Below are 15,367 nucleotides of genomic sequence, written 5' to 3'. Positions count from 1 at the left end.
ACCAGGGTGCCTCAGGCGCCCTTGGCGTCCTGATTGGCCTTGTGCGCGGCCAGCAGGGCGTCGATTTCGACGATGCGCAGGCGTTGGGGGGTGTCCTTGGCCAGCCCCTTGAGACGGCATTCGGCCCAGAGCGCACGGCGTTCGGCGGTGAGGGCCTTGAGATAGAGGTCGGCCATTTGGGGCTCCTGTAAAAAGATCGGGGGCGGTGCGTTGCCGCCCGCCCCCTCCACCATCGGCTGTGCCGATGGTCCCCCTCCCCGGCACGGGGAGGAATTATCGTCAGGCTGCCTTCGAGCGGCTCATGCGCTTGCGCTCGTTCGGGTCGAGCCAGCGCTTGCGCAGGCGGATGGTCTTGGGCGTGACTTCGACCAGTTCATCATCGTCGATATAGGCGATCGCCTGTTCCAGCGTCAGCTTCCAGGGCGGGGTCAGGCGGACGGCGTCGTCCTTGCCGCTCGCACGGAAGTTGGTCAGCGCCTTGGACTTCATCGGGTTGACTTCGAGATCGTCGGGCTTGGCGTTCTGGCCGATAATCATGCCTTCATAGAGCGCTTCACCCACGCCCACCATCAGGATGCCGCGTTCTTCGAGCGGACCCAGCGCATAGGCATTGGCTTCGCCCGAACCGTTGGAGATGAGAACGCCATTCTTGCGGCCTTCGATCGTGCCCTTGTGGGGGCCGTACTTCTCGAACAGGCGGTTCATGATGCCGGTGCCGCGCGTGTCGGACAGGAATTCGCCATGATAGCCGATCAGGCCGCGCGAGGGGGCGGAGAAGGTGATGCGGGTCTTGCCCCCGCCCGAGGGACGCATGTCGGTCATCTCGGCCTTGCGCAGGTTCATCTTCTCGACGACCGTGCCGGAAAATTCATCATCGACGTCAATCATGACGGTTTCGTAAGGCTCGGTCTTGTTGCCATTCTCGTCCTCGCCGAACAGCACGCGCGGGCGGCTAATCGAGAGTTCAAAGCCTTCGCGGCGCATCGTTTCGATGAGCACGCCAAGCTGCAATTCGCCGCGGCCGGCGACTTCGAAACTGTCCTTGTCGGCGCTCTCCGTGACCTTCACGGCGACGTTCGATTCGGCTTCGCGGGCGAGGCGATCGCGGATCATGCGGCTGGTGACCTTGGTGCCTTCGCGGCCAGCCATCGGCGAATCGTTCACGGCAAAACGCATCGAGAGCGTTGGCGGATCGATCGGCTGGGCCTGGATCGGTTCGGTGACCGAGATGTCGCAGATGGTGTTGGCGACGGTCGCGACGGAGAGGCCCGCCAGCGAAATGATGTCGCCTGCCTTGGCTTCGTCAACAGGAACGCGATCGAGGCCATGGAACGCCATGATCTTCGACGCACGACCGGTTTCGATGACCGTGCCGTCCATGTCGAGCGCGTGGATCGCCTGGTTCACCTTGACCGAACCGCTGGTCACGCGGCCGGTGAGGATACGGCCAAGGAAATTGTCGCGATCGAGCAGCGTCACCAAGAAGGTGAAGGGCACGCCATCGACTTCCACGGCGGGCGCGGGCACATGATCGACGATCTTCTGGAACAGCGGCTTCAACGTGCCCGCCCGCAGCGTGGGGTCTTCATTGGCATAGCCGTTGCGACCCGACGCATAGAGGACGGGGAAATCGAGCTGCTCATCGGTCGCTTCGAGCGACACGAACAGATCGAACACTTCGTCCAGCACTTCCTGGATACGCTCGTCGGGACGGTCGACCTTGTTGACGACGACGATGGGCTTCAAACCCAGCGCCAGTGCCTTGCCGGTCACGAACTTCGTCTGCGGCATCGCGCCTTCGGACGAATCGACCAGCAGAACGACGCCATCGACCATCGAGAGGATGCGTTCGACTTCGCCGCCGAAATCGGCGTGGCCCGGCGTATCCACGATGTTGATGCGGGTGCCTTCCCACTCGACCGAGGTCGGCTTGGCGAGAATGGTGATGCCGCGCTCTTTTTCGAGATCGTTGCTGTCCATCGCGCGCTCTTCGACGCGCTGATTGTCGCGGAAGGTGCCGGACTGGCGGAAAAGCTGGTCGACGAGGGTTGTTTTGCCGTGATCGACGTGCGCGATGATGGCGATATTACGCAGGGACATGTCTTGCCTTCGGGATATGTGTTGGCCCAAGCCGACACAAGGTCACGCAGAGGCTTCGGCCGCGCCCCTACAGGAAATGACGCGTTGCGGCAAGAGCGGGGCGGCAGCCAAGCCAAAGGCCAAGTGCCTTCGTGCTTCCCATCGCAGGGCGCGGCCCCTATCATCATTGCGACGATTGCGCCTTGAAGCGCAGGTGTTCTATATCAATATGACACCCAAGGAGATAGCATGGCTACGACTGCGCCCACCGCGACCCAGACCGCGACTGCCGATATGTTGAACCTGACCGCGCCTGACCCGGTGCCGGTCGTCGCACCCGACAAAGCCGCCGGGCTGGTGCCGATCGACGAGGCAAAAAAGTCCAAGCTGGACGAGAAGGTCGATGCCTTCATCGACGATCTGGTGGCGCAGGATGCGAACAGCCCGGAATTCGGGGTGCGGGTCGACCAGTTGACCAATATGGGGCGCAAGGAAATTGCCGAGGCCGCAGGCCACTCCAACCGCTTCCTCGATCGCCCGGTGCGGGCGATGGACAGCGATACCAAGGTCGGTGCGGACCTCGCCGAACTGCGCCGCACGGTCGAGGATCTCGACCCCGGCAAGCGCGGCAATCTGCTCGCGCCCAAGAAGCTGTTCGGCATCATTCCGTTCGGCAACAAGATGCGCGACTATTTCGACGGCTATAAAAGCGCGCAGGGGCATATCAATGCGATCCTGGGGTCGCTCGCCAGCGGCAAGGATACGCTGATCAAGGATAATGCCGCGATCGACGTGGAGCGGCAGAATATGTGGCAGACCATGGGTCGGCTGGAACAGATGATTCATATCAGCAAGACGATGGATGCGCGGCTGGAGGCCAAGGCGCTGGAGCTGGATTCGAGCGATCCGGCCAAGGCCAAGGCGATCCGCGAGAGCGCCCTCTTCTACATTCGCCAGCGGACGCAGGATCTGCTGACTCAGATGGCGGTGACGGTGCAGGGCTATCTGGCGCTCGATCTGGTGAAGAAGAATAATATCGAACTGGTCAAGGGCGTGGACCGCGCCAGCACGACCACGGTCGCGGCGCTGCGGACGGCGGTGACAGTAGCGCAGGCGTTGGCCGGGCAGCGGCTGGTGCTGGAACAGATCAGCGCGCTCAACACCACGACCGCGAACATGATCGATCGCACCGGCGAATTGCTGAAAAGCCAGACTGCGCAAATCCACGAACAGGCCGCGTCCAGCACGATCCCGATCGAAACGCTGCAGCGCGCGTTCCAGAATATCTACGACACGATGGACAATATCGACGCTTTCAAGATGAAGGCGCTGGAGAGCATGAAGACGACGGTGGGCACGCTGTCGAACGAGGTGGAAAAGTCCAAGGGCTATATCGCCCGCGCGCAGGGCCAAGCCGAAGCGTCGCGCGATGCGCGCGTGGACAATTCGCTGTTGAGCGCGATCGAGGGGTGAGGATGATCCGCCCCCCTCTCCGTTCGCTTCGAGCGTGTCGAGAAGCGGCTCGTGCAACGCCTGCGTTTCTCGACTTCGCTCGAAACGAACGGAGGTCGCAGCTATGAACCGGTCCGATCGCGTCCTGGCCGATGCTGAGGCCGTACTGCGCCGTCATAGCGAGCGCGGGCAGAGCCTGAGCGCGCGGGCACGGCAGCGGCGCAATGCCGGGCTGATGCGGAAGGTCAAATATGCCTTCTGGGCTGTGCTGGCGGTGGTGCTGGGCAGTGCGGTGGCGGGGTTCGTACTGCCGCTGGGCATAACAGGCGTGATGATTGCGCTGGGCGTGATGATCGCCGCGCTATTGCTGATCGCGCTGTTGCCGACGGAGACGAAGGTTAAGTCCGAGGCGTTGGCGCAGACGCCGCTCACCGCCCTGCCGCTGCAGACTGAAATCTGGCTGGAAAATCAGCGCAAGGCACTGCCCGCGCCCGCGATCACGCTGATCGACAGTATCGGCGTCAAGCTGGAGACGCTGACCCCGCAACTGGAGCGGCTCGACCCGCACGACCCGGCCGCGCAGGATGTGCGCCGCTTGCTGGCCGACCATCTGCCCGAACTGGTGACCGGCTACCAGTCGATCCCCCAGCCGATGCGGCGCGAGGAACGGAACGGCCGGGTGCCCGAACAGCAATTGATCGACGGGCTGGGCGTCATCGACGCGGAAATCGCGCGGATGAGCGAGCAGTTGGCGAGCGGCGACCTGAACAAGCTGGCGACGCAGAACCGGTTTCTGGAACTGAAATATCAGGAGGCGAAGGAATTGGGGGCGTAAGGCCCCTGTCCTTCCCCCATGATCCACCTTACCCTGATCATTGTCGATTTTCTGACCGGACTGCTGGCGGCAGGTGCCTGGGCGCTGGCGTCCGCAGGTGGCGCCATCGCAGCGCTGGTCGGTGGTGGGGTATTGGGGGTATCGCTGTTTCGACGCTGGCGGCGCAAGGGCTAGTCGCCGCGTACTACGCGATCGACGGTCGGTTGGGGAAGCGGCAGGTCGAAATGGACGCCGAAGCGTTTGGCCCGGACCCACATGACGCGGCCCGCCACGCTCAGCGCGCTCGCTTCGATCACGACATGGTCGCCGACCTGTGGTGGACTGTCGCTATGCGCCAGCGCGCCTGTCATCGACAGGTCGAGCAGATGCGCGCGCACCGGCAAACCCTGCACGCGCAACAGGACCGGCTCGAACAATTTGAGCCGCGTCGCGCGACGGGCCGCGCCAAGCGAATGATGTTCCTGCAATCCTGTGCCTCCCGTTGGGAAGCATAACATGGGCGAGGACGATGCGTTCCCAACAAGAAAAGTCAGGACGGCATTAACCCTCTTTACCGGTCATTGAGCGCGCAGGGAATGATGGTGGCAGGGTCGGGGCGCGCAGCGATGCGGCGGAAACGCGCGAAATAGCCGCCGGCGGTCGGCTTGGGGATCAACTCTTCCATGCGGAAGCCCATGGCGGCCAGTTCGCAGGCGAGCAGCCTGGGCGGCGTGCCATGCTGGTCGGTTGGTCGATCAGCATCGACGACGATTAGCTCGCCATCTTTCTTGAGCGCTGGGGAGAGATGCCACAGGAAGGCATAGGGTTCGGCGATCTCATGATACATATGCACCATCATGATCCGGTCGAAGCTGTTTTCCGGCAGGCGGGGATCTTCGGGCGCGCCCAGTTTGACGCTGACATTGTCCCATTTTTCGCGGGTGATGCGGCGCGAGAGCGCTTCGATCACTTCGGGCATGATGTCTTCGGCCAGCACACGGCCCTCCGCCCCCACGCGCGCGGCGAGGCGCACGGTATAATAGCCTTCGCCTGCGCCAATGTCGGCTACGGTCATGCCGGGGCGGATGCCCGCCCGGTCCATGATATCATCGGCCTCATGCACGCGGTCGCGCGCTTCCTCGCTGGACCAGCGGGTCGAGACGATGGGCGCGACCGGGCGATCAGCCTGGGGGAAAGGCTGGGCGGCTGCGGCGCGCCTGGCCCCGTCGCCCGGCGACAACATGTCGCAGGCGGCCAGCAGGACGGAAATGCCCACCAGCGCCAGGCGCATCATTAGTCGACATCCTCCACATCGACCTTTTCGCCCGTCACCTTCTGCGACAGCGCGGCGGCCATGAATGGGTCCAATGCGCCGTCCAGAACATCGTCGGGCGCGGTCGAGGTAACCCCGGTGCGCAAATCCTTCACCAACTGATAGGGTTGCAGCACATAGGAGCGGATCTGATGGCCCCAGCCAATCTCGGTCTTGGCCGCATATTCGCCAGCCGTGACGGCTTCGCGCTTGGCCAGTTCGGCTTCGTACAGGCGCGCTTTGAGCATGTTCATCGCGGTGGCGCGGTTCTTGTGCTGCGAGCGGTCATTTTGCGACGCGACGATGATGCCGGATGGAACGTGGGTGATGCGGACGGCCGAATCGGTCGTGTTGACGTGCTGCCCGCCCGCGCCCGATGCGCGATAGGTGTCGATCTTGAGGTCGCTTTCCTTGACCTCGATATCAATATCATCGTCGATCACCGGATAGACCCAGACCGACGAGAAACTGGTGTGGCGGCGCGCTGCGCTGTCATAGGGGCTGATGCGAACCAGGCGGTGGACGCCGCTTTCGGTCTTGGCATAGCCATAGGCATTTTCGCCCTTGATCAGGAAAGTCGCTGACTTGATGCCCGCCTGATCGCCGGCCTGATAATCGACCAGTTCGACCTTATAGCCGCGCCGTTCGGCCCAGCGGCGATACATGCGCGACAGGATTTCGGCCCAGTCCTGGCTTTCGGTGCCGCCAGCGCCCGCGTGAATTTCGAGATAGGTGTCGCTGGCATCGGCTTCGCCCGCCAGCAGCGCCTTGATCTTGTCCACATCGGCGCGGTCGGCCAGCGCCTTCAAGGAGGCGATGGCTTCGTTGACCATATCCTCATCACCTTCGGCCTCAGCCATTTCGATGAGTTCGGCATTGTCCGCCTTTTCAGAGGCGATCGCGCGGGTCGCGCCGATCGCGCTGTCCAGCCGGGTGCGTTCGCGCATGACTTCCTGCGCCAGCTTCGCATTGTCCCACAGCGTCGGATCTTCGACGCGGGCGTTCAACTCGTCAAGGCGCCGCAGTGCGCGGTCCCAGTCGAGGAAGCGGCGCAACAGGTCCAGCGCGGCGTCGATACGATCTATATATTGCTGCGCTTCGGCGCGCATAGTCTCATCTCCAAGTGACGGCGGCCCGGCCGACGCTGCACGCTCCTTAGCGCGTCGCGGCGGGCTTGTCGAAGCGCGCTTCCTTCCCGATGCCGGGCCGGTTCGTCAAGCGCTTAGCCCTGGGTCACGCTTTCCAGCACGGCGGCGCGCAGTTCGGGGATGCCCATGCCTTTTTCCGCCGACGTCGCGATAATGTCGGGATGGGCGGCGGGGCGCTTGCGGATCGCGGCGGCAGTGGCGACGAACACCTGTTCCAGTTCGCTGGCTTTGATCTTGTCCGCCTTGGTCAGGATGATGCGGTAGCTGACCGCTGCACCATCAAGCATGTCGAGCATGTCGGTATCGACCTCCTTGATGCCATGGCGGCTGTCGATCAGCACCAGGGTACGCTTGAGCGCGGCGCGACCGCGCAGATAGTCGTTCACCAGGAACTTCCATTTGCGCACGACGTCCTTGGGGGCTTTCGCATAGCCATAGCCCGGCATATCGACGAGGCGGAAGCGCAGCGGTTCGCCGACGTCGAAGAAGTTGAGTTCCTGCGTGCGACCGGGCGTGTTCGACGTGCGCGCCAATGTGTTGCGGTTGGTCAGCGCGTTGAGCAGCGAGGATTTGCCGACATTGGAGCGGCCCGCAAAGGCGACTTCGTTCACCGCCATGTCCGGCAGGAATTCCAGGGCGGGCGCGGATTTGAGGAAAGCGATCGGGCCGGAAAAGACCTTTCGCGCTTCCTCGATGATGTCGGTGTTATCTTGTTCGGTCATAATCAAATTCCGTTCGCCCTGAGCCTGTCAAGCCTGCCCTGAGCGCCTGCCGCAGGCGGGCAGTCGAAGGGGGCCGTTCTTCCCTTCAAGAAAGGACAAGGCTTCGACAAGCTCAGCCCGAACGGCGTTTATACCCTACCTACTTCGCAACCGCCACGCTGAGCGCAGGATGGCGTTTGTAGAGCCACCATTGTTGCGCCATCGACAGGCAGTTGTTGGTGATCCAGTAGACCAGCAGGCCTGCCGCGAAGGGGGCCATGATGAACATCATCATCCAGGGCATGATCGCGAAGATCTGCTGCTGCATCGGGTCCATCTGGGCCGGGTTGAGCTTGAACTGCAACCACATCGAAATGCCGAGCAGCACCGCCAGCACACCGATCGCCAGGAAGGACGGCGGCGTGAAGGGCAGCAGGCCGAACAGGTTGAGGATATGCAGCGGATCGGGTGCGGACAGATCCTTGATCCATAGTATGAAGGGCTGGTGGCGCATTTCGATCGTCAGCATCAGCACCTTGTAGAGCGCGAAGAAGATCGGGATCTGGATGAAGATGGGCAGGCAGCCAGCGAGCGGGTTGACCTTCTCCGTCTTGTAGAGCGCCATCATCTCCTGCTGGAGCTTGGGCTTGTCGTCCTTATATTTTTCCTGCAGCAATTTCATCTTGGGCTGCACCGCGCGCATCGCGGCCATGCTGGCGAACTGACGCTGGGCGACGGGGAACATCAGCGCGCGGACCACGAAGGTCAGACAGATGATGGCGACGCCGAAATTGCCGAGCGTTTCGAACAGCCAATGGAGCAGCGCGAAGATCGGCTGTTCGAACCAGTAGAACCAACCCCAGTCGATCGCACGGTCAAACAGCTTTACGCCGTCGCGCTCATAGGCTTGGAGCGTCTTAACTTCCTTGGCACCCACGAACAGGCGCTGGGTCTGGGTGACCGCCTTGCCGGGCGCGAGCATGGTAGAGCCAAGCGCGACGTCGGCCTGATATTGCGTGCCCGCCCCTTTACGGAACTGGCCCGCAAAGTCGGCATCCTTGCCCGGCACGAGCGCAGAGAGCCAATATTTGTCGGTGAAGCCGATCCAACCACCCTTCGACTGGAACTCGCGGGTCGAAGGCCCTTTATCGAGATCGCTATAGTTGACGTCGTAATTGGCCGCATTGTTGAACACGCCCATTGGCCCAATATGGATCGTCCAGGTGTCGGGATCGGCGGGAATGCCGGTGCGGCTGATATAGCCATAGGGCTTCACCCCGACCGTGCCGACGCCGGTATTCGACACTTTCTGCGCGGCGGTGATCATGTAATTTTCATCGACCGACAGGCGGATTTCGAAGATCTGGCCCGCGCCATTATTCCACGTCAGCGTGACGGGACTAGTGGGCGTGAGTTCGCTACCCTGTGCGGCCCAGACCGTATCCCTGTTCGGGGTCTTTAGCCCCTCCCCTTGCCAGCCGAAACCAGCGAAATAGGCGTCCTGCGTCCCGGCAGGGCTGTAGAGGCGGACGTTGGCAGAGTCCTTGGCGATCGTCTCCTTATAGGTCGGCAGCACTATGTCATCAATGCGCGCGCCTTTCAGGTTGATCGAACCGACGAGCTTGGGCGTGCGGATGGGGACGCGCGGGCCTTCCTTCAGCACAACGGCTCGATCGCGAATCGCGGCGGGGCTGTCAGCAGTCGGATCGGCGGCAGGATTGGCGACCGGCGTGGTCTTGCCCCCTTCGATCCGCGTGACGGGCGGATTGGCCGCCGGAAAGAAATAACCCGATACATAGGGCCAGCCGAACAGGATCGCTGCGGTCAGCAAAACCGCGAGAATGATATTCTTCTTGTCGTCCACGCTATTCGGCTCCGCCGTCTCTTGTGTCTTTATCAGGGAACCGGGTCATAGCCCGACCCGCCCCATGGGTGGCATCGCATTAGCCGCTTGCCCGCCAACCAGCTACCCTTGATCGCGCCATATTTGCGGATCGCGAGAATCGCATATTCCGAGCAGGAGGGCGCGAAGCGGCAGGAGGGCGGCAGGATGCGCGAAGGGCCAAGCTGCCAGGCGCGCGCGATCAGGATGAGCAGGCGGCCGATCATGGGACTTTGTCCTTGCCCCCGCCCTTGCCCCGGCCATGCCCCGCCCGCGCGCCATGGCGCGGCGGGCTGTCACCTGCTTGCGGCGCGCGCGCAATCTTGCCCAGCGCCTTTTGCAATTCGGTGCGCAGCAGGGTGAAATCGCGCTCGATCCCGCCATCGCGGCCGATCAGCACATGGTCTGCACCGGCAAAGCCATGGAGCGGCAGCAATTCGCGCGCGAGAACGCGAAAGCGGCGCTTCATCCGGTTACGGATGACGGCGCCGCCCACTTTTTTCGTGACCGTGATGCCAAAGCGCATCGCCGGATCGCCATCGGCACGGTCGCGCACCAGCAGGACGAAGCCCGGCATGGGTGCGCGCTTGCCGCGATTGGCCGCCAGAAAATCGGCCCGCTTGCCCATGATGGCAGGCGCGGCCGAAGGCGGCCCTTCGATCAGGCGCTCAGGCTCTTGCGACCGCGCGCACGACGGGCGCGGATGATGTTGCGGCCGCCAGGGGTCGCCATGCGGGCGCGATAACCGTGACGGCGCTTCCGAACCAGATTGCTCGGCTGAAAAGTGCGCTTCATCGTTCATTCCTCAAAAAACAACTAGAGAATCGGGCGTGACAAAAAAGGGCCGCCAAAGCAGCGGCCGCAAGTCAGGGTGCGTCCGATAGGCAAAGGAGGGGTGGAAGTCAATGGTGGAGCGTGGCGCCGGCTGCCGTTCGGTTCGAGCCTGTCGAGAAGCCTGGCAGCAGAGTTCTCGACAGGCTCGAACCAAACGGAGACATGATTATTTCCCGCGCGCGGCTGCGACCCCGCTCTGGAGCGCATCATAGCCCACCGCGCCGTTCAACACCTGGCCGCCGATCACGAAGGTCGGCGTGCCACTCGCCTGCAATTTCTGGGCGAGCGCGATGTTGGACTGGATTTCGGCGTCATATTTGCTCGATGCGATGGCGGCTTCGGCATCGGCCTTGCTGATCCCCGCCTTGCCCGCCGCAGCGATGATGCTGTCGCGCGTCACCCGGCCCGCGCCATACATGGCTTTGTGATAGGCCATATATTGGCCGCGTTCGGCGGCGAGCAGCGACACCTTCGCCGCGTCGCTGCTTTCTTCCGACAGGATGGGGAGCTCGCGGTAGACGACCTTCACCTTGGCATCGCCAGCGACCAGCTTGGCAAGGTCGGGGAGCGAGGCGCGGCAATAGCCGCAGGCATAGTCGAAAAATTCGACCACAGTGACGTCGGCATTGGCCGCCCCTTCCCAAGCCCCGGCATAGGGCTTTTCAAGCGCGGCGCGGTTGTCGGTGATGGTGGTCGACATCCGGTTGGCCTGCAATTTCTCGATCGCCTGCGGGATGATCTCCGGGTGATCGAGAATATAGTCGTGGACGATTTTCTCGATCGCGGCCTTATCGGTGGCGGCGACGCTGGTGGGTGCCTGCACGGCGAGCGCAGTGCCAGCGGCAGCGGCGATAAAGGCGAAAGCGCCAAGGGTCATCTGAATCGTCCTGTTGGAAAGGGCCGCGCGAACGCCGGGCCGGGGCTGGTCTGTCATCTTTATCTTTTCTTCCGCTGCTGCTCGATCGCCGCGCGCGAGGTCATGGCGATATCCTGCGCCCGCAGATAGTCAACCGTGCCCTGCTGCAACCCCTGCATCGCGGCGTCGGCGCTGCGCAGCGCCATGGGATGCTGCCCCATCATGGCGTAGCGTTCGGCCGTCGCGAGCGCGGCGCGGGGCGTGTCCCCCCGCCGTTCATAGACGACGCCAAGCTGATACCAGGCAAAGGGATTTTCCCGGTCGCGCTGGACAGCGAGGCGCAGCACTTGTTCAGCCTCAGCGAAATTGGCCTCATCCTCGGTCGCAATCAGCGCGTGGGCAAGGAGGACAGAGATGAGCGGCTGATTGGTGATCCGTACCGCTTCGCGCAAGGGCGCGACCGCATCCTTGGGGCGGCCACTTTCGAGCAATATCTGGCCCTTGAGTTCCAGAAAATAGGGGTCATTCGGCGCGGCGGCCAGCAGGGCATCCGCTTCGTACAGGGCGCGCTGCGGATAGGCGCTCTTGTGCCAGGCATAGGCACGCGCATAGTGGGCCGGGATCGACTGGTCACTTTCAGGATATTTCTGCAAGGTCTGGGTGGGCTCGGACACAAAGCCAATCAGCTTGGCCTTGATCCGCTCGAATCGGGCTTCGAGTTGCGGGTCGATCGACTTTTCCCAAGCCGGATCGACGGTATAGACTTCGCGGAGCACACTGATCCGCTCGCCCGACAGCGGATGGGTGCGGCCATAGCTATTGTCCTGCGGGATCGCGAGGCGATATTCCTGATTTTGCAGCTTCTTGAAAAATTCCAGGCTGCCTTTGCCGCTGATACCCGCTGCGCTTAGATAGCGCGCGCCAGCCAGATCGGCTGAGCTTTCCTGGCCGCGCGAGAAAGCCAGAAACCGGCTCATCGCAGCCTGCTGGCCAAGCCCCATGATTCCCAGGCCCGCTTCGGCCCCACCCGCCGCAATGGCAGCCGCGCCCAGCACCAGGCTGAGCAGAGTCACACCTGTTGCCTCTTTTATGCCTTCGCCAAAGCGAACAATATGCCCCCCTTCGATATGCCCCAGTTCGTGCGCCACAACGCCCTGCACCTGGTTCACATTGTCCGCCTGTGCGAGCAGGCCACTATGCACCCAGACATATTGGCCGCCCGCGACGAAAGCGTTTATTTCCGGGTTATTGATGACCATGATCTGGACGTTGCGCGGCTGCATGCCCGCCGCCTTGACCAAGGGGGCGGACATATCCGCCATGAAAGCTTCGGTTTCGGCATCGCGCAATATGCTCTGCGCCAGCGCGGGGCGCGCAACGCTGGCCAGGGCCAGAGCGGCCAGCGCGACGAGTTTCAACCGGCCCCGCATCAGCAGTGTCCGTGGAATGTAGGAGAGCAGACCATCACCGCCGCGCGGTGCCATGATCGCCCTGAACCGCGCGTGAAGCGAGGCGCAACGAAAAGCGCCGCTGCGCTCCGGTCGGGACCGGCAGGGCAGCGGCGCTTGTTCATGGCTGTGGCGTCCAGTCCGGCTTATTGGCCGAAGGTGCGCTGCCACCAGCCGCGACGGGGCGTACCGTCTTCATTCTGCCCGTCTTCCGCTTGAGCGTTGGCCACATCGCCTTCAGCAGCGACAGGTTCAGCCGTCTGCACCGATTCGGCTGGGGTCGGCTCGACCGGGGCGGGTGCCGCGATCGCGGCGTCGGGCGCGGCATCCTGAGCCACGGCGTCCGCCTTCTTGCGGCGGGTACGCTTGGGCTTGGCCGGCGCTTCCTCGGCAGTCGGCGCTTCGGCGGCCGCAGCCGCTTCCGCTTCGATCTGCGCCTTGGTACGACGGGTGCGCTTGGGCTTGACCGGGGCTTCGACGGGCACTTCCTCGGCGACAACCGCTTCGGCCGGGGCTTCGACGGTCTCTACGACCGCTTCGGCTTCAGCCTTGGGCTTGCGAGCACGGGGACGGCGGCGAGTCTTGGGGGCTTCCTCTGCCGGAGCCTCCTCGACGGGCGCTTGCTCGACCGGCGCGTCTTCCACGACCGGCTCGGCGTCGGCCGATTCGGTGGCTTCCGCGTTCACCGCCTCATCACCACCTTCGCGACGGCGACGACCGCCACGGCGACCGCGACGACCGCGACGACGTGCGCCGCCTTCCTCTTCGGTGCCGCCATTGGCTTCGACGGGTTCGGCTTCGGCTTCACCCTCTGCGTCGGCGTCGGCATCGCTATCGCCTTCGACAGCGCCCTCTTCCTCGGTGGCGCCTTCGGCCTGGCCGTCCTCACGCGGTCCGCCACGACGGCGACGGCGGCGACGACGACGGCGACCGCCTTCGCGATCCTCGCCCCGTTCAGCGCGGTCGGCGGCTTCGGCAGGCGTTTCGGGCTCTTCAGCCTCTTCTTCCTCCACTTCGGCTTCTTCCTCTTCCTCGATGACGTCGAAATCTTCGTCGTCTTCAGGAAGCGGCGCGTAGCTTACGACGCGCTCAGGGCGCGGGCCGCTGGCCTCGACCGACATGCGCGCGCCCTCAACTTCGCCATCGGGCAGAATTTCAATCCGCACGCCATAGCGCTGTTCGATCTCGTCCAGTTCGCGACGCTTGTTGTTGAGGACATAGAAGGCCGCTTCCTGGCTGGCGCGCAGGGTGATGCAGTTGCCGCGACCACGGGCCGCTTCTTCTTCCAACATGCGCAGCGCCGACAGGCCCGCCGACGAAGCGGTGCGGACAAGGCCGGTGCCTTCGCAATGTGGGCATTGGCGAGTCGAGGCTTCCAATACGCCGGTGCGCAGACGCTGGCGGCTCATTTCCATGAGGCCGAAGCCCGAAATGCGGCCGACCTGGATGCGGGCGCGATCGTCACGCAGCGCTTCCTTCATCGCCTTCTCGACCTTACGGATGTTGGAGTTATTCTCCATGTCGATAAAGTCGATGACGACGAGGCCCGCCATGTCGCGCAGGCGCAACTGGCGCGCGATCTCGCGCGCGGCTTCCAGGTTGGTGGCAACGGCGGTCTGTTCGATGCCATGTTCGCGGGTCGAACGGCCGGAGTTGATGTCGATCGACACCAAGGCTTCGGTCGGATTGATGACCAGATAGCCACCCGATTTCAGCTGTACGACCGGGTTATACATGGCGGCCAGCTGATCTTCGACGCTCGCGCGCTGGAACAGCGAAACGGGGTCGGCATATTGCTTCACCCGACGCACATGGCTCGGCATCAGCAGGCGCATGAAGTCCTTGGCGGCGCGATAGCCTTCCTCGCCCTCGACGATGACCTCTTCGATATCCTTATTGTAGATATCGCGGATCGCGCGCTTGATGAGGTCGCTGTCATTATGGATCAGTTCGGGCGCGGCGGCCTGCAGCGTCTTTTCGCGAATCTCGTCCCACAGGCGGGCGAGATAATCGAAGTCGCGCTTGATTTCCGGCTTGGTGCGCTGAAGCCCAGCGGTGCGGACGATGCAGCCCATTGAGGAAGGGAGCGCCATTTCGGCGATGATCGTCTTCAACCGCTTGCGGTCAGCCGCGTTGCTGATCTTGCGCGAAATACCGCCGCCATGGCTGGTGTTCGGCATCAGCACGCAATAGCGGCCGGCCAGCGACAAATAGGTGGTCAGCGCCGCGCCCTTATTGCCGCGTTCTTCCTTGACGACCTGGACCAGCAGCACCTGGCGGCGCTTGATGACGTCTTGAATCTTGTAGCGGCGGCGCAGCGCCATGCGCTTGCGGCGCAGTTCCTCGGCAGCGTCATCGCCGGGCTTGCCGCGACGACCCCGGTTCGGGCGACCGCCTTCGGACGCCTCGCCCTCGGCCGCTTCGCCCTCGGGTGCGCTATCTTCATCATCGTCGTGATGATGCGTCGCTTCGACGATCTCGACGCCCTCGCCATCCTCGTCCTCATCGTCGAAGTCGGCGCGCAACGCGGCCTCTTCTTCGGCATGCTCGCGCTCTTCGCGCAGCAGGGCTTCGCGATCTTCGCGCGGGATCTGGTAATAGTCGGGGTGGATTTCGCTGAAAGCGAGGAAGCCGTGGCGGTTGCCGCCATAATCGACAAAGGCCGCCTGGAGCGAGGGTTCGACCCGCGTCACCTTGGCCAGATAGATATTGCCCTTGAGCTGCTTGTGCTCGGAGGATTCGAAGTCGAATTCTTCGATCCGATTACCTTTGACGACCGCGACACGGGTTTCTTCCCGGTGGCGCGCGTCGATCAGCATACGCATTGTCATTTATGATTCT

Annotated in this window: 16 protein-coding genes; 3 read left to right on the top strand and 13 right to left on the bottom strand. The window is 63.2% G+C overall.

Features of this window, described 5'->3' with window-relative positions; all coding sequences use genetic code 11:
* Nucleotides 1-11 precede the first annotated feature (11 nt).
* Nucleotides 12-176: a hypothetical protein gene (locus tag J2W40_RS00815; protein ID WP_310221170.1), complete on the bottom strand. Its 165-nt coding sequence runs from the start codon at nt 174-176 to the stop codon at nt 12-14.
* 103 nt (nt 177-279) lie between these two features.
* The gene (gene typA, locus J2W40_RS00810) at nt 280-2,100 is read right to left on the bottom strand and encodes a translational GTPase TypA (protein WP_310221168.1); all 1,821 of its coding nucleotides are present in this window, start codon (nt 2,098-2,100) and stop codon (nt 280-282) included.
* A gap of 228 nt (nt 2,101-2,328) precedes the next feature.
* On the opposite strand from typA, the gene J2W40_RS00805 reads away from it, so the two are divergent.
* The 3 genes from J2W40_RS00805 (at nt 2,329) to J2W40_RS00795 (ending at nt 4,540) form a co-directional block, all read left to right on the top strand.
* Nucleotides 2,329-3,552: a toxic anion resistance protein gene (locus J2W40_RS00805; protein WP_310221165.1), complete on the top strand. Its 1,224-nt coding sequence runs from the start codon at nt 2,329-2,331 to the stop codon at nt 3,550-3,552.
* A 103-nt stretch (nt 3,553-3,655) separates the two neighbouring features.
* On the top strand, nt 3,656-4,366 hold the full coding sequence (locus J2W40_RS00800; RefSeq protein ID WP_310221163.1) for a hypothetical protein: 711 nt from the start codon (nt 3,656-3,658) through the stop codon (nt 4,364-4,366).
* An 18-nt stretch (nt 4,367-4,384) separates the two neighbouring features.
* Nucleotides 4,385-4,540: a hypothetical protein gene (locus tag J2W40_RS00795; RefSeq protein WP_193378812.1), complete on the top strand. Its 156-nt coding sequence runs from the start codon at nt 4,385-4,387 to the stop codon at nt 4,538-4,540.
* On the opposite strand, the gene J2W40_RS00790 is transcribed toward J2W40_RS00795, so the two are convergent.
* The 11 genes from J2W40_RS00790 to J2W40_RS00740 form a co-directional block, all read right to left on the bottom strand.
* Nucleotides 4,537-4,833: a PilZ domain-containing protein gene (locus J2W40_RS00790; protein ID WP_310221161.1), complete on the bottom strand. Its 297-nt coding sequence runs from the start codon at nt 4,831-4,833 to the stop codon at nt 4,537-4,539. The two genes, J2W40_RS00795 and J2W40_RS00790, sit on opposite strands and share 4 nt — an antisense overlap.
* Nucleotides 4,834-4,916: 83 nt before the next feature.
* On the bottom strand, nt 4,917-5,639 hold the full coding sequence (locus J2W40_RS00785) for a class I SAM-dependent methyltransferase (protein ID WP_310221159.1): 723 nt from the start codon (nt 5,637-5,639) through the stop codon (nt 4,917-4,919).
* Entirely contained in the window at nt 5,639-6,766 is a 1,128-nt protein-coding gene (gene prfB, locus J2W40_RS00780) for a peptide chain release factor 2 (RefSeq protein WP_310221157.1), read from the bottom strand. The genes J2W40_RS00785 and prfB overlap by 1 nt, the downstream gene beginning before the upstream one ends.
* A 113-nt stretch (nt 6,767-6,879) precedes the next feature.
* On the bottom strand, nt 6,880-7,527 hold the full coding sequence (gene yihA / locus J2W40_RS00775; RefSeq protein WP_310221156.1) for a ribosome biogenesis GTP-binding protein YihA/YsxC: 648 nt from the start codon (nt 7,525-7,527) through the stop codon (nt 6,880-6,882).
* Between the two features lie 139 nt (nt 7,528-7,666).
* Nucleotides 7,667-9,370 (bottom strand): membrane protein insertase YidC, encoded by a 1,704-nt coding sequence (gene yidC / locus J2W40_RS00770; RefSeq protein WP_310221154.1) that lies wholly within the window; start codon nt 9,368-9,370, stop codon nt 7,667-7,669.
* Nucleotides 9,371-9,402: 32 nt separating this feature from the next.
* Entirely contained in the window at nt 9,403-9,615 is a 213-nt protein-coding gene (gene yidD / locus J2W40_RS00765) for a membrane protein insertion efficiency factor YidD (RefSeq protein ID WP_043150905.1), read from the bottom strand.
* On the bottom strand, nt 9,612-10,016 hold the full coding sequence (gene rnpA, locus J2W40_RS00760) for a ribonuclease P protein component (RefSeq protein WP_310221149.1): 405 nt from the start codon (nt 10,014-10,016) through the stop codon (nt 9,612-9,614). The genes yidD and rnpA overlap by 4 nt, the downstream gene beginning before the upstream one ends.
* 32 nt (nt 10,017-10,048) lie before the next feature.
* Nucleotides 10,049-10,183, bottom strand: a complete 135-nt coding sequence (gene rpmH / locus J2W40_RS00755; RefSeq protein ID WP_006959075.1) for a 50S ribosomal protein L34 — start codon at nt 10,181-10,183, stop codon at nt 10,049-10,051.
* 205 nt (nt 10,184-10,388) lie between these two features.
* Nucleotides 10,389-11,156 carry a DsbA family protein gene (locus tag J2W40_RS00750; RefSeq protein WP_310221143.1) on the bottom strand — a complete coding sequence of 256 codons (768 nt, stop codon included), beginning with the start codon at nt 11,154-11,156 and terminating at the stop codon, nt 10,389-10,391.
* A gap of 2 nt (nt 11,157-11,158) precedes the next feature.
* Nucleotides 11,159-12,508 (bottom strand): M48 family metalloprotease, encoded by a 1,350-nt coding sequence (locus J2W40_RS00745; protein ID WP_310221468.1) that lies wholly within the window; start codon nt 12,506-12,508, stop codon nt 11,159-11,161.
* 164 nt (nt 12,509-12,672) lie between these two features.
* On the bottom strand, nt 12,673-15,357 hold the full coding sequence (locus J2W40_RS00740; protein WP_310221141.1) for an Rne/Rng family ribonuclease: 2,685 nt from the start codon (nt 15,355-15,357) through the stop codon (nt 12,673-12,675).
* Between the last annotated feature and the right edge of the window lie 10 nt (nt 15,358-15,367).

This window comes from Sphingobium xenophagum (genome assembly GCF_031457465.1).
Taxonomy (GTDB): Bacteria; Pseudomonadota; Alphaproteobacteria; order Sphingomonadales; family Sphingomonadaceae; genus Sphingobium; species Sphingobium xenophagum_A.
The sequence above is the reverse complement of the archived record's forward strand: the minus strand, read 5'-3'. Positions and strand labels throughout refer to the sequence as shown.